This is a genomic window from Vibrio sp. Evd11 (assembly GCF_900382755.1).
GTDB classification, from domain to species: domain Bacteria; phylum Pseudomonadota; class Gammaproteobacteria; order Enterobacterales; family Vibrionaceae; genus Vibrio; species Vibrio lentus.
Map to the genome: position 1 here is coordinate 79761 of NZ_OSDX01000016.1, position 14805 is coordinate 94565.

11 protein-coding genes are annotated in these 14805 nt (G+C 43.3%); 8 read left to right on the forward strand and 3 right to left on the reverse strand.

Annotated elements, in window-relative coordinates; translation table 11 throughout:
* Positions 1-41: 41 nt before the first annotated feature.
* Genes ED652_RS09570 through ED652_RS09590 form a run of 5 tightly spaced genes read left to right on the forward strand, consistent with a single transcriptional unit; the run spans position 42 to position 7508 of the window.
* On the forward strand, positions 42-953 hold the full coding sequence (locus tag ED652_RS09570; protein WP_216821906.1) for an iron-siderophore ABC transporter substrate-binding protein: 912 nt from the start codon (positions 42-44) through the stop codon (positions 951-953).
* Entirely contained in the window at positions 946-2877 is a 1932-nt protein-coding gene (locus ED652_RS09575) for an iron ABC transporter permease (protein ID WP_122054529.1), read from the forward strand. The genes ED652_RS09570 and ED652_RS09575 overlap by 8 nt, the downstream gene beginning before the upstream one ends.
* The gene (locus ED652_RS09580) at positions 2864-3439 is read left to right on the forward strand and encodes a nitroreductase (protein WP_122054530.1); all 576 of its coding nucleotides are present in this window, start codon (positions 2864-2866) and stop codon (positions 3437-3439) included. The genes ED652_RS09575 and ED652_RS09580 overlap by 14 nt, the downstream gene beginning before the upstream one ends.
* 32 nt (positions 3440-3471) lie before the next feature.
* Positions 3472-6156, forward strand: coding sequence for a GNAT family N-acetyltransferase (locus tag ED652_RS09585; protein ID WP_122054532.1), 2685 nt, complete (start codon positions 3472-3474; stop codon positions 6154-6156).
* 26 nt (positions 6157-6182) lie between these two features.
* Positions 6183-7508: a lysine N(6)-hydroxylase/L-ornithine N(5)-oxygenase family protein gene (locus ED652_RS09590; protein ID WP_216821907.1), complete on the forward strand. Its 1326-nt coding sequence runs from the start codon at positions 6183-6185 to the stop codon at positions 7506-7508.
* A 162-nt stretch (positions 7509-7670) separates the two neighbouring features.
* Here the strand turns inward: ED652_RS09590 and ED652_RS09595 are convergent, their stop codons facing one another.
* Positions 7671-8174, reverse strand: coding sequence for a GNAT family N-acetyltransferase (locus ED652_RS09595; protein WP_122054533.1), 504 nt, complete (start codon positions 8172-8174; stop codon positions 7671-7673).
* A 298-nt stretch (positions 8175-8472) separates the two neighbouring features.
* Between ED652_RS09595 and aroC the strand changes: the two genes are divergently transcribed.
* Positions 8473-9558, forward strand: a complete 1086-nt coding sequence (aroC, locus tag ED652_RS09600; protein ID WP_004734182.1) for a chorismate synthase — start codon at positions 8473-8475, stop codon at positions 9556-9558.
* A gap of 113 nt (positions 9559-9671) precedes the next feature.
* Here the strand turns inward: aroC and ED652_RS09605 are convergent, their stop codons facing one another.
* Positions 9672-10295: a trimeric intracellular cation channel family protein gene (locus tag ED652_RS09605; protein WP_004734183.1), complete on the reverse strand. Its 624-nt coding sequence runs from the start codon at positions 10293-10295 to the stop codon at positions 9672-9674.
* Between the two features lie 243 nt (positions 10296-10538).
* On the opposite strand from ED652_RS09605, the gene ED652_RS09610 reads away from it, so the two are divergent.
* The gene (locus ED652_RS09610) at positions 10539-11426 is read left to right on the forward strand and encodes an IS982 family transposase (protein WP_122054535.1); all 888 of its coding nucleotides are present in this window, start codon (positions 10539-10541) and stop codon (positions 11424-11426) included.
* A gap of 474 nt (positions 11427-11900) precedes the next feature.
* On the opposite strand, the gene ED652_RS09615 is transcribed toward ED652_RS09610, so the two are convergent.
* Complete coding sequence (locus tag ED652_RS09615; protein WP_216821908.1) at positions 11901-13466, reverse strand: peptidoglycan-binding protein; 1566 nt, start codon at positions 13464-13466, stop codon at positions 11901-11903.
* Between the two features lie 802 nt (positions 13467-14268).
* Here ED652_RS09615 and ED652_RS09620 point away from each other — a divergent pair.
* Positions 14269-14805, forward strand: a 537-nt coding sequence (locus tag ED652_RS09620) for an elongation factor P hydroxylase (protein ID WP_122054537.1), incomplete at its 3' end; no start/stop codon positions are given.

A 14805-nucleotide genomic window follows, 5' to 3' on the forward strand; every position in this document is an offset into this window, starting at 1 on the left:
GGCGTTTATCTTGCATCCTCATCTCAATCTTGACGGTCTTAATGCCATCTGTTGTTTATGCAAATCAGTCTTTCATCGATAAAGAGGCGGCTTGCCTATCAACCTGTGTGAGTCTTAATCAGCCAGCGAAAAGGGTGGTGGCGTTAAACTGGTCTGCAGCAGAGATGCTTTTATCTCTTGGTATAAAACCCGTTGGTATTACTGAAGGAAGAGGTTATCGAAAATGGCAAACCAACAATCCGCAATTGCCAGAAGATGTTGCAGAAGTAGGCCGCCGCCAAGAACCAAACTTAGCGGTTATCGCGAACCTAAAGCCAGATTTGATCGTTGGATATGACTTTCGACATCAGCGCTTGTACCCAGTACTGAACCAGATCGCCCCCACTCTGCTTTATCAGCAATTCCCAAGGTTAGATCAGCCGGAGTTTCGGTATTTCGTACAGGCTCAACAAATATTTACCACTCTGGCCGTCGTAACAGGAACCGAGAGACAAGCAGCTCTGATGTTGGACGATATGGATAAAACTCTCGTCAAGTTGCGCAAAGCGATTAAAGAGTCTGGTCTTGCTGGGACTTCGGTAACCTACGGCAAATTTGTGGGCATGGGATATGGGCTACGAATTTTTTCTAACCACAGTTTGGCAGGCTCAGTTGCTGAACAGTTGGGGCTGAACTATCAGTGGCAGAGCACGTTGCCTGGTAAGGATTTTGTTCATCTTCAATTGGAACAGCTTCCGGGTGTTATTAATACTCATCTTCTATTAGCAGGTAATCAAACCGATAGTGAACGGATGACTCGTTCTCCGGTTTGGCCATACTTGCCCTTCGTCAAACAAAACGCACTTTCTGAAGTAGAACCACTTTGGAGCTTTGGTGGGCCTAAGTCGATTGAGCGAATGGCTAGAGTATTTACAAAGTCACTGTTGGATTGGAAGGAGAAGAGCAATGGTTAGATTTTTCAGCTGTTCATTGTTGGCATTGTCTCTCGTTGTCGCAGGTTACTTATATACGATTTCTCCTATCTCAGATCCGCAATTGAGCCAAGTGATGTTTGACGTCATTTGGCTTCCGACAGTTGGAATGGCGATTGTAACAGGGGCATTGTTAGCCAGCTCCGGCGTATTAATTCAAGTATCGCTCGACAATGATTTTGCTTCTCCTTCGACATTAGGTGTTGCCTCAGGCGCTCTACTTGGCGCTGTTCTAGCAAGAGTATTTTATCCTGAGGGCGGACTCCTCTTTGTCTGGTGTAGCGCATTTCTGGGCAGTGTTGCGATTGCCTTTCTTGTCGTTATGGTGGGTCGACTTATTGGTGGGGGAAAGCTGCCAATAGTGTTAGTTGGTATGGCTATTGGTCTCGGTGCTGGCGCGGTTGCTTCTGTATTTTTGCTTTACTTCGAGCATGAAACGGATGGGCTGTTCCTATGGGGAAGTGGACAAGTTCTACAAAGCTCTTCCGAAGCATTTAAACAGTTTTCTTTGCCAGCCTTTATTACGTTGGTGCTGAGTGTCCTCGTGCTGCCTAAGCTTTCACTGTTTCAGCTTGGTGAAACACATGCGCATGCATTGGGTTTATCAGTAAATCGTTGGCGTTGGGTGATTTTGCTCCTTGCTATTTCTCAAGCGGCTCTGGCAACTGCGATGGTTGGTATGATTGGTTTTATCGGGCTTATGGCTCCCCATTTGGCTCGTTATTTAACTGTGAACAAATATCAAGGTCGAAGTGTTACAAGCCTTTGGCTTCTATCCTTGGTGATTGGTGCGATGTTAGTGCTGCTGGCCGAATGGTGTTCAAGAAGCCTGCTGTTCTTAGGCTATCGATTACCAACCGGTGCTTTCGCGGCGCTTTTGGGCGCACCATTCTTCTTACTCCTTTTATTTGGAAAGAGTGGGCGAGCGCTTGCTGCTACAGAAGATCAAGTGATTGGTCTACGTCCATTGTTAAAGCTTTCACCAAGTCATGTGTTACTGGTTCTCGGTGTGATTCTTATCATGACAATGGGTTACTGGTCTGAACCAAGTAATAATATTGGTTCTGATTGGGTGATGAGCAGGATTGTTTTAGCAGGACTTGCAGGCTTTGCATTGGCTTGCGGGGGGACTTTGCTACAAACACTATTCAGAAATCCGTTAGCAAGCCCTGATATTTCAGGGGTCAGTACCAGTTCAGTCTTAATGATCGCTTGTCTGCTGGTGGTTTTCCCGGGAGCCAGTCACAACATGATCGTATTAGCCGGTTTAACCGGTGCTCTCGCCGTTATAGCGCTCCTTTTTTGGGGGCTCAAATCACAACTTAGTGTCTCTCAACTCGCGCTGTTTGGGATTGTCATTTCTGCATTTACTGGCACTGCCACTCACATCTTGTTGACTTTCGGTAGCACAACATCAACGGTCACTCTCATGTGGCTGTCTGGTACAACTTATGGCGCGTCTGCTGAAAGCATTATGCCTTTGGCTATTACGATCGCTTTGTCACTTATTGTTATGGTTCCTATTCTACGAAGCCTAGACATCATGCCTTTGGGAGAAATAATTCCTCAAGTCGTGGGGGTTGCTCTTACCCCTTACCGCTTAGTGCTGCTCGGGGTTGCTGCTCTATTAACGGCGGTTGCAATATCAACTGTTGGTGCAATTAGCTTTGTTGGCTTGCTAGCACCACATTGCGCACGTCTATTGGGTTTATATCGTCATGTTCACCTGATCCCCGCCGCGGGTCTTACTGGTGCGTCTCTTTTAATTTGGGCTGACGGAATAGGACGCAGCCTTATGCCTCCTTCTGAAATAGCAGCTGGCTTGGTCGTGTCTATTTTAGGGAGCCTTTACTTCTTACTTTTACTACTAATCGGATATCGAAAACAACGTCATGGAATTGATTAAATTTCTTCAACAACGTGTCTCTTATCATGTTCATGAGTTATCTCTACCAGCTCCGGCTGGGTGTGATTTAGAGACCATACTGCAAACCGCAATGAGTACTCCAGATCATGGGAATCTTAACCCTTGGCATTTTCTAGTGATAGAGCATGAACAAGTTGAAGCACTGGTTGAATTATTGAGTGCCGCATGGGTTGCGTCTGATGTGAATGTAGATAAAGGGCAAGTCAAACGACTATCAAGTTATCTACGCCAAGCTCCGATGCTGGTGCTGGTCTCTGCAGAGATCAAACCACACAAAGAGATCTCACAACAAGATCAGATCCTTTCTGCGGCTGCAGCATGCCAAATGATACTCCTAGCAGCGGATGCGAGTGGTTATGGTGGCGTTTGGTATTCGACGGAAGCCGTTGACCTACCAAATGTGAAAGAACATCTGCACCTCAAGGAGAGTCATGTTCCTGTGGGTTTCTTGGTACTAGGTACACCTGCAGAAACACGTAAAAAGAGTAGACGGTGCGCAAAACCGCTGACATCAAAATGGTCGCCACAGACGACCTATTAAATAATGAAATGAATCCTAAGAGATAGAGTTAAATGACGCATTTACTTACGATGCAGCACTTCTTAAACAGCTTGCTGCTTGAAACATCTGAATATCAAATCAAGGACAACTGTATTCATGTTGATTTGAACAGTCATAGGCAATTAGAGATACCTCTCACCTATATATCAGCCTCAGGTCGTCATCGATATAGTGGAAAAGTACTGCTTAGAGAGCTAGATAAATTATCACAAATATCTTTTTCTCAAGCTGCTTCTTTGTTGGTTGATCGTTACTTCCCTGAAGTTGATAAAGATAAAAAAACACTGTTTTTACAACGTGTTGAAAACTCAAATGATTATGTAAAGCGGGCATCTTCTGCATTGGCTTTGCGTCAATCTAGACATGATTTGCAAGGTTTTATCACATCAGAACAGGCACTTAGTGGTGGACACAGTATGCATCCGGCACCTAAGTGTAATGAGCCTCTGAACCAACAAGAGCAAGAAGCGTACTTACCTGAGTTCGCCGGTGAATTCGCCGTGGAATGGTTTGCCGTAAAAGAAGATAAGCTCGCTGGCGAATACGTTTCCGGGAGTTTGAAATATGAACTAAAAGAAATGTTTCTGAGCTGTCACACTCAAGGCGGTTCTTCATTACCAGATGCAGAATGGGTGCCAGTTCCCATGCATCCGCTCCAAGTAAGAGAGTGGCGAAAAGCACAAGCAAATTGTCAGGTTCTGCAGGCTTATACTCTTGATTTAGGTCTAAAGAGCGATGGGTGGACAGCAACATCTTCCTCACGTGCTATTTATCATCCGAATTGTAAATGGATGCTAAAGGTATCCTTACCGGTTCGTTTGACTAATTCTCTGCGTCTTATGACCGAGCCTGAAGCGAGGCGCGGGACTCAATTTAGTAAGTTGATGAAGACTGCTGCAGGGGAGGAATTAAAACAACGTTTGGAGTTCGCCAATTTTATTGAAGAGCCTATGTGGTGTTCTATTGTCGGACAGGATCAAGCGGTCCTAGATCTACCGCTGGTATGCTTTAGAGTGAACCCTTTCTTTGTTGAAGCTGAACAAGCATCTGATTCTACCGCGAGTCGCTTCCACATGTTGGCAACACTAAACCAAGACGCAGTCGGTGATAAGACTAGTGAGCTTGAACAGTGGATTCGACAGTGTGCCCAAATCGAAGGACAAAGCCTTGAACTCGCAGCAAGGTACTGGATGAGCGCATTTATGGAAAAGGTCATTGCGCCAATCTGTGTCGCGCGTGCTGACTATGGCATTGTGATGCTTGCTCATCAGCAAAACTTAATGGTTGAAGTAGAGCAAGGTTTGCCTGTTGGCGTTGCGGTTCGAGACTGCCAAGGTTTTGGTTTAACGTCACTAGCAATGGATGTGTTCTCTGATGTTTTGGAGCGTGAGCAACCGGAATACTTTATGGAAGCTGGAGAGCTCAACCCTTATCACGCTTACTATGTTATTGGGAACTCTCTACTAAATACGATTGCGGCTATTGGCGCGCTAGGATTTATTGAAGAAACCGATTTATGGGCATTATGCCGCAATCAGTTTGACGCCTTATCCAAGCTAAATCCTAAAGATGACACTTTTTATCACTATATTCTTAACTCGCCAACCTTACGGTGGAAACGCAATTTCATGTGCTTCTTATCGGCGTTTAATGAAGCGACGATGAAAGATCCATCAATCATTTACTGCGAGGTCGCTAATCCACTTGCTTGGAAAGAGTCAGAAAATAAAGGCGTACGTATCCACAAACCACTTCCTTCAGGTCGAACTGTCACAATACTTGATCGAGAGAGTTCGGATGGGGCTTTGGCTTTTAGTCTCATTGAATATGGCGAAGTAATTGCTCAATTTAATGCGGAAAGAGAAGGTGGGAAGACTGGCGCGCTAACGTGCAACACAACTGATGTCAATGATTCCATGCTTTGGTGGAGTGCTGTTGAGCACACACTTTTCTCTATGGATCTGAATCGCATTAACGTGACCAATTGGCCAGGTGGAGAAAAGACGATTGAGTTCAGTGAGTTTTTAGAGTCAGCACCAATTTGGTTGTATACGGCTCAGGATTCGAACCCACTTGTATTAACTACAGCAGATAATGGTTCGACACACCCTGTTCGACCAGATCACCCTGAAGGTATCGTTTTTCAGCGATATTACTACCACTTGAAACGTACGGTTACCTTGAGAGTAATTGATATCGCTAGGGACTTAAACACATTCCACCGTTGGCACAATGAGCCTTCTGTTGCCCAAATGTGGGAGCTAGAGGGAGAGTTGTCGACACATCGAAACTATCTTGAGCAGCAAAAACAGGACAAACATGCCTACGGTGTGATCGGGGAGTTTGATGGTGTGCCTTTCGGCTATTTTGAAATCTACTGGGCAGCCGAAGACAGAATTGGTCCATTTTACGAATACGGATTGTTTGATAAAGGCGTGCATATGCTGGTGGGCAACTTAGCGTATAGAGGTCTTCCTTACTTTGATACTTGGGGAAGGGCAGTTGTTCAATACTGTTTCATGCAGGAACCAAGAATGGAGTCTGTGGTCGGTGAGCCAAGAGCCGATAACCATCGAGTGCTCAAGTTGAACTCGCGAGTAGGGATGCAAAAATTGTTTGAATTTGATTTTCCTCATAAACGTTCAGCGTTCATTTTGTGCGGTAGAAAACGCTTCTTTGAACAGTTTGCATTTTAGATATTTGGTATTGAAAAGGAAAAATAATGAATAACGATAACGAACGTTTCGAGATGGACACTGTTTATGATGTGATTGGTGTTGGCTTAGGTCCATTTAACTTAAGTATTGCCGCTTTGGCTGCCCAAAAACCTGAACTAAACACGCTATTTCTAGATAAGCGTTCTCACTTTGCATGGCATCCTGGGTTGCTACTGGACGATGCAAAAATGCAAACATCATTCTTAAAAGATTTAGTGACTGCGGTTGACCCAACTAGCCCTTACAGTTTTCTCAACTATCTAGTCTTGAACAGAAAGTTCTACCCGTTTATGGCTTCGGGACAGAACACGATAGGACGTTTAGAGTTTTCAGATTATATGGGTTGGGTGGCGAATCAACTACCCAATGTAAAATTTAGCCAAGAAGTCATTCATATTGAAAACAACGATGGTTTATTCAAGGTAGTAACGGAAAACCACATCTTTTATGCAAAAAACCTTGTCATGGGAACCGGTGTTGTACCAACCGTTCCTGAATGTGCAATGCTACACATGGGCGATGAGTGCTTCCATGCCAGTGAGCTGGCTTTGCGTGCTCCTCAATTTGAAGGTAAACGAGTTGCCGTGATCGGCGGAGGGCAAACGGGAGCAGATGTTTTCCAACATAGTTTTGATCAACAGTTCGGTGCGTTATCTGAGCTTCATTGGGTGTCGAGAAGAGCGAATATCGAGGTACTTGATGAAGGATGCTTTACTGACCAGTATTTCATGCCAGATTATGTGAATGGATTCTATCAACTTGATCAAAAAGTGAAAGATAGCGAAGTAGGGCGACAAAAGCTAACCAGCGATGGAATCACAAGCGAGTGCCTTCAGGGGATTTATCAGCGTTTGTACCATGATAAGTTTGTGTTGAGAAATAGACCATGGTGGAGCATTCAACCAAGCCGCTCCTTAATCGAGATGCAACGTGATAGCACAGGTTACCAATTGACACTTGAACATAGCTTAACAGGCGAAATATCACAGATTACAGCGGATGTTGTTGTGATGTGCACTGGTTTTAAGCGCGTAACACCAAGCTGTCTAAACGCGTTACATGAACAAATCAAATGGGATTATCATGGGCGTCCTAAATTGGCAGAAGACTTCTCTGTAGAATGGGACGGTGGGGAGCATAATCGTATCTATATGGTTAATACTGGTATGGGAAGTCATGGTATCGCAGAGCCACAATTAAGCTTAGCTGCGTGGCGAGGTGCCAAAATACTCAACAGCATCGCACAGAAAAACCTCTACGACCCGGTCGAGCACATCTGTGTCGTTGATTGGGGATTAGAGCCTAGCAAACCACAGAAAGAGCTCTGCTGATTTCGAGAAGGCCCTAAATTCTGCGTAACTGTTCAAACTTAAGCCTTTCATGCGAATGAGAGGCTTGTTTGGTGTGTTAACTGGGGAGGTAAGTGCCACTAAACTAGAGGAAGCTTCTCAATCTATAAAAACGAGTACTTATACTGCGTCTGCCGCTTTCAGCTAAACCATCACGACCTCTGGAATGTATCTAAGGCCTAACATCGTGCACCCATCTTCTAAGTAACTGTCCGTCACCACGTCGAAACCGAATTTACCATAGTAGCCTTTAAGGTGTGCTTGCGCCGAAATAAAAATTGAGCAGTCAGGATAAATCTTTCGAGTTGCATCAAAACTCACCTGCATGAGTTGGTTACCTACCTGTTTGCCTCGATAGCCCTTCGCGACAATCACTCGTCCGATACAAACATCATTTGCGTCTGAATCGAGCAGGGGAAGAACATCGGTTGGATACCCAAGTTTCTGAGCCATAATTCGACTGTAAGCCACTAGGCGTTCGTTCTCATAGCCCATGACGTGATAAGTCTCCGGATGGTTATCTTTGCCATCCAAATCGCTGTAGGGCGTGTTCATATCCACGATAAAAATATCAACTCTTTGCTGCAAGAAATCATAGAGCTCTTGAACAGACAGATCCGCAAACTTTTTAACTCTCCACTCAATCATTATTCTTCTCCTTATTATTGTGGGCTACAACATAGAGAGTATTTAAAGTGACGTCATTAACCTTTGTTAATTGGACAATGTTACTGGTGAAAACGGCCACTTCAAAGCGATGCTCATTTCCCCTCGTCATTCATTTCATTCGGCTCATGTAATAGAAAGTTAAAATTGTTCGTTTTTTGGGGTTTACATCATTTGGTAATAAAGCCACTATGAATTCACGAAGAATAGACAAGTAAAGCTATTAGCTGGTTGGTTTAGGAATCAAACCTTCTGATTGATGGCTGATTTAGAGGAAGTAATGGCAGGAAACAGTATCGGACAACATTTCCGCGTGACCACGTTCGGAGAAAGTCACGGTATCGCACTAGGATGTATCGTAGATGGGTGCCCACCAGGATTAGAAATTACCGAAGCAGACCTTCAAAGAGATTTGGATCGTCGTCGCCCAGGTACTTCTCGTTATACAACGGCTCGCCGTGAAGCGGATGAAGTGAAAATCTTATCAGGTGTATTTGAAGGCCAAACTACGGGTACTTCTATTGGTCTATTGATTGAAAACACAGACCAACGCTCTAAAGACTATTCCGAAATTAAAGACAAGTTCCGCCCTGGCCACGCTGATTATACCTACCATCAAAAGTACGGTGTGCGTGATTACCGTGGCGGCGGTCGCTCTTCAGCTCGTGAAACTGCAATGCGTGTTGCGGCAGGTGCGATTGCGAAGAAATACCTGAAACAAGAATTTGGTGTTGAAATCCAAGCGTATCTTTCTCAAATGGGTGATATCTCAATTGATAAAGTGGATTGGAACGAGATTGAAAACAACGCTTTCTTCTGCCCTGATGCCGACAAAGTGCCTGAATTTGACCAACTGATTCGTGACTTGCTAAAAGAAGGCAACTCGATCGGTGCGAAGATTCAAGTGGTTGCGACTAAAGTGCCTGTAGGCCTTGGCGAGCCAATCTTTGATCGTCTAGATGCAGACATCGCGCACGCTCTAATGAGCATTAATGCGGTGAAAGGTGTTGAGATTGGTGATGGCTTTGATGTCGTTAATCAACGCGGTAGCGAACATCGTGATCCATTAACTCCAGAAGGCTTCAGTAGCAACCACGCTGGCGGTATCTTAGGTGGTATATCTACGGGACAAGATATTGTGGCAAGCATTGCGCTTAAACCAACATCAAGCATTACTGTTCCTGGTGATACGATCACTAAAGACGGTGAAGCAACGCAGCTAATCACTAAAGGTCGTCACGATCCATGTGTTGGTATCCGTGCGGTGCCTATTGCAGAAGCGATGCTGGCTATCGTGCTACTTGATCACTTGTTACGTCACCGTGGTCAAAACTTTGGTGTGACAACAGAAACGCCAAAAATCTAATTCTGCTTCGTTTTATTCAGAACAGACTTGAAACTGATTTGATAGAAACAAAAAAGGGTTGCTTTGTAATGAAGCAACCCTTTTTATATTCTGCGTCATTGAGAATATATTATCTAATGCACAGAGCTTTCCGGATCAAGCTGAAACGAAGGCAAGCGCCATTTGAATCTTACGGCAGCCATACGCAGCAAGTAGCCAACCACAAGCGTAACAATCGTTGCTGTTACGTCGTTAATGCCAAGCTCAAGCAAACCTAGGTATAAACCTGAAGCGACAAGGGCGACAGATGCGTACAACTCTTCATGCAAAACCAGTGGCGTTTGACGACAGATAAGATCGCGCAGCAGGCCACCAAACACGCCAGTAACCAATGCAGACACCATACAAATCATTGGGTGCAGACCCATGGTCATCGCCACTTTAGTGCCAATGATGCTGAATACGATAAGACCTAGAGCATCTAAACGAATGAACAAGCCTTTTAGCTTGATTACCCATTTAGCCAGTCCTGTTGTGATAACACCCGCGATACAGGTGATCGCCAGATATTGTGGGTTTTCAACCCAACCTAAAGGGTAATGGCCGAGTAAGATATCTCGTACTGTACCGCCGCCAATTGCCGTTGCACTTGCAACCAACATTACACCAAACCAATCCATTTTTTGTTTGCCAGCGCTGAGAGCGCCGGTCATGGCTTCTGCCGTGATGCCAATGATATACAAAACACTTAGTAGCATTACTGTAGCTCTATAATTTAGGTCTATAAATTGGAGTCTTATAGGCCATAGGGATATAAAAATGAAGCGCGAGTGTAGTAGTAAAAACGCAGGTTGACGAATGAATATTTGTACCGTGAATCGGCATTTCAGATTAGTTAAACTAATTAACCTGAACTCGGGATAAAAATAGGCGGGAACTAAAAGCTGGTTCTGCGCTCAGATCTTTCAACCAAGAAGGAAATTATCGCAAAGGAACCAGCTATGAAAAAATTAACCGACCTATTTTGTCATGTCGACGATTTTTGTCAGGCTTTTCTACCTCAGTGGCAAAAACTTCAACTTGAGAACGGTGAGCGTAAGCGAAACCGTAAAGGACGTATGTCTGAAAGTGAAATAATGACCATCATTATTGCTTTTCATATGTCACATCAGCGTGATTTTAAGAACTTCTACCTTGGTATTATCCATCGATACCATAAAAGTGAATTCCCAGCCTTGCTTAGCTACACACGTTTTCTTGAAGTGGTGCCTTCTGTACTTGTTCCTCTCAGCTCCTTCTTCACTTATGTAAAAGGAGACCCAACAGGTATTGAGTTTATTGATTCTACCAGTATTAAGGTTTGCCATAATTTACGCATCCCAAGGCACAAAGTATTCAAAGGGACGGCTGCAAGAGGTAAAGGCACGATGGGCTGGTTTTATGGCTTTAAACTGCACCTCATCACTAATCATCTTGGTGATATTGTTGCAGCTAAACTCACGCCAGCAAATACTGATGACAGAAAGCCCGTTCGTGAGCTATCTAAAGGTTTACTCGACAAGCTCTACGCTGATAAAGGCTATATCAGTAAAGCACTCACAGAAGATTTAAAAGATGACGGTATTACGCTCATAACCACTCATCGAAAGAACATGAAACCTAAAGTTCTTGCTGCTTGGGATAGAGCTATGTTGTCGAAACGCTTCATTATCGAGACCATAAATGACCAATTGAAAAATATCTCTCAGATTGAACATTCTCGTCATCGGAGCTTACATGGTTTTATGTTGAACTTGCTTGGCGGCTTAATTGCGTACTGTCTGAAACCAGAAAAGCCATCGCTTAACATCACGAACACCGAAAAGACAGGGTTGATGGCGATGGCTTAAACCGATCTGAGGTTAATTATTCACCTCAAAGTAGTGTAATCTAGGATCAGTAATCGATTGTCACGGTAACGTATTGGGAATAACCTAATGCCATTGCCCATGATAGGGCTTTACGATGTGTTAAAAAAACGCAAAATGCTTGAGTTCTTTTTACTAAAATTTGATTTATCAGCGTTTCAAGGTGACGATTATTCGTTTACTGATTAGGCTTGTATTCTTCACTTAATTTAAGTGGATGACTCTAAATTGAGTGTAGCTCCTACAAGACGATTGCACTGGATTATTATTGGTCTTCTGTTCCCTTAATGTCTGCGAAAAAGAGCCAGAGTGTCTTTGTCTTTACTCTGCGGATACGAATAAAACGTCAAGACGTGCGAAATAATTCGAATACAAGGTGATTTTAAAGGAATAGAAGAGCCAGACAGCTGGGCTGTCTGGCATTATCTCGATGTTAACATTCGGGATAATAATGGACTATATTTTGACCCCGAGAGCTCTTACTGTCTCCATGTTAATGTATTTATCGGTTGGTAGGTTATTGTCTGTTTGGAAGGCGTTTACAGCCTTGACGGTTAGTGGTCCAACATCCCCATCGATAGGGCCAGGATTGTATCCTTTGCTTTTCAAAGCATCTTGAATATCAATTATAGTTGCGCGTGTCATGTTTGTGTCACATAGAATAGAGCGCCATTCCATGAACCCATCTTGGTCGATTTTCTTAAGATTAACCGTGCTATATTCAGCGGGTATTTCGATGCGTTTTTCTGTTGCTTGGGAAGTAAGCTTAGTTAGCTGTACCGTTTTGTATTTCGCTGGGATTTCTATGCGTTTGCTCCCCGCTTCTTGAGAAACGACACGACGTTTGACCGTTTCATATTTAGCTGGACTCTCTGTTAAACATATTTTTTTACCTGTACGAGTACTGGCTGGATGTTCATGATTGTGTACTTCATGCCAAATAAAACCAACACTTGCTACCTGGTTGGTCACGGTTACATCTTTATATTTTGCCGGTACAGAGGTGCGAACTTCTTTGGATTCAGAGATTAACTCTTGTACTTTTACGGTTTTATACACAGCCGGTATTGCTACTGTACGGGTGGACGCTGGTGTTACTAGAACGCGTTTTGACAATGTTTTGTAAGTCGTAGGGATATCAACTAAGCACATGATTTCCCCTGTTGCTTCATTGATCTTTTGAATAGGACCAGTACCTTTCTTCCAAATAGTATGAGCTGGTACGTCAACGACTTTTTCTGTCACTGTCTTATATTTGGCTGGCACCTGCTCGATTCGGCTACTTTCTTCTTTGACTAATACTTGTTTTTCGACCCATCGGTATTTTGCTGGGACAATTTTGACAACTTCAGAGGCTTCACTAATTAGAACGGATTCATTTACCTTTTCATATTTAGCAGGTAAATAATGCTCATGGAAACACATTCCTGCTGTTGCTGAATCTAAATCGATACCATGAGCTGCAGCAGCATCTAACACTTCTTTACTTGCCGGAGCACTCCCCTTTTTTAAATCAACCAACCATTGGTTAGTCGCTTTATTCACGAGTTTTTGTTCTGTGATAAAGTCATATTTAGCGGGAACCGCTACCATTTTGAAACCTGCTGGTTGTACCAACACTGTTTCTTCAACAGTTTGATAACTGGCGGGATTAATTTCAAAACGTTCGCTTGCTTCTTTCACCAAGATGGTTTCAGTGTAATTTTTATAAGTTGGTTCGACCCAAACGCGAGCGTAACATTCACCAGACCTTGCGTTTGGTGGTAATAATTCTTCCACCATTGTATCAGTTTTGTTTGCTTTAGCAGAGCTTGCTTGAGCCTGGCTAATGACTTCTTGAGCTTCTACCTCGCGCTTGGCCACTGCCTTTTCTCTTTCTAACAGTGTATTGTTGCGTTGCTCTAATTCTGCAGCTGAAAGCCCTGTGGCAGCAGTGTTTGGTTGAGTCGTGCTACATGCGCTCAGTAACAGTGCAATTGAGATTAAATTCAGCTTAAAAGCTAGCTTACTTGAATCGACCATATTTACTCCTTGATAAGGGGACAAGTAGTTAATTTTTTAAAAAGATACGAATCTTAGTCACCAATGTGTGAGTATTTGAGCGTGAAAAATATCCCTAATACTCAGGCTTCCTATTTGGCAACAATTAAACTCTAGTTCAGAAAAACCAGAATTGCTCATCTTAACGTCTACAAAATAAGCAATTTTCCTATTGTTATAAGGAACTTTTCGATAACCCAATCTTGTATTATTGGCGACATTAATCCAGAAGTTCATTAGCTAGCAGTCCTCTTAGGAATACTTCATCAGTTAATGGTCTACTCAAAAACTCATCATCATGGTTTATACCCCCTAATCAGAGCAGCATGGTTTTTTAGATTCAATTGACCTCCTAACGACGGTAAAGCGCTATACGCCGCCGTTTCTGAGAGTGAATGTTCATGGTCAATATTCCGCTTTTTCCAATGGTTGTTTGAGCAATACAGTTCTGACAATCAAACGCTAGATTTCTTGGGAACATTCTTGTTCTGTAAGCAAGCACCATTACCAATCTAAAAGGTTAGAGAATCACGGGTCAATTAGTGCTTGGTTGTATTGCATTCAGTTGATTTTTTTTGTAACGAGGTCTTGTCGTGAGGCTATGACGTGCAGTAAACGTGTTTTTTGTTCATGCTAGCACTGTAAACGTCGCTTTCGGATAGCATTAAATTTTTTCGAAGGCATGAATGACAATTTGAAAAGAAATGTTAGCGATAGAGCCGTTGATTTATGAGCTTATCAATGTTGATATTTAGTTTAGGATAACAACCAAGGTTACAAACAAATGCAAAACAAACTGACTGATGATGAACTCTGCCATTACTTGACTGAAGTCTTCAAAAACATATTCCCTCACTTGACGATCATCGGGGGAGCTGAAGAACCCTATTACTCATCCCCAAAAGAAGATTCTAACGCAGCAATTTATTATCGAAGTGATTACCCTAGAAGCCTATTACATGAAATGGCACATTATTGTTTAGCGGGTGGTCGGCGAAGAAATATAGATGACTTTGGTTACTGGTACTCTCCTTGTGGCAGAACTCAAGAAGAACAAAAAAAGTTTGAACTCGTTGAGGCTCGCCCTCAAGGGTTAGAAAAAGCAATGTGCCAAATCGTGGGTATTAGATTTTCAGCAAGTATTGATGACTTTTCAGGCCGCCCCCCTTCTGATGGTTTTTTATTGAAGTTAGATCATTATTATAATCAAATGTTAGTCGATCCTCCGCTAACGGCTAAAAAAGCATTGAATGGATTGAAGGAGGCTGCAAAGGGGGGGGGGGAGTCGCTCACGACATATTCAATTGGGGCGCAAAGGCTG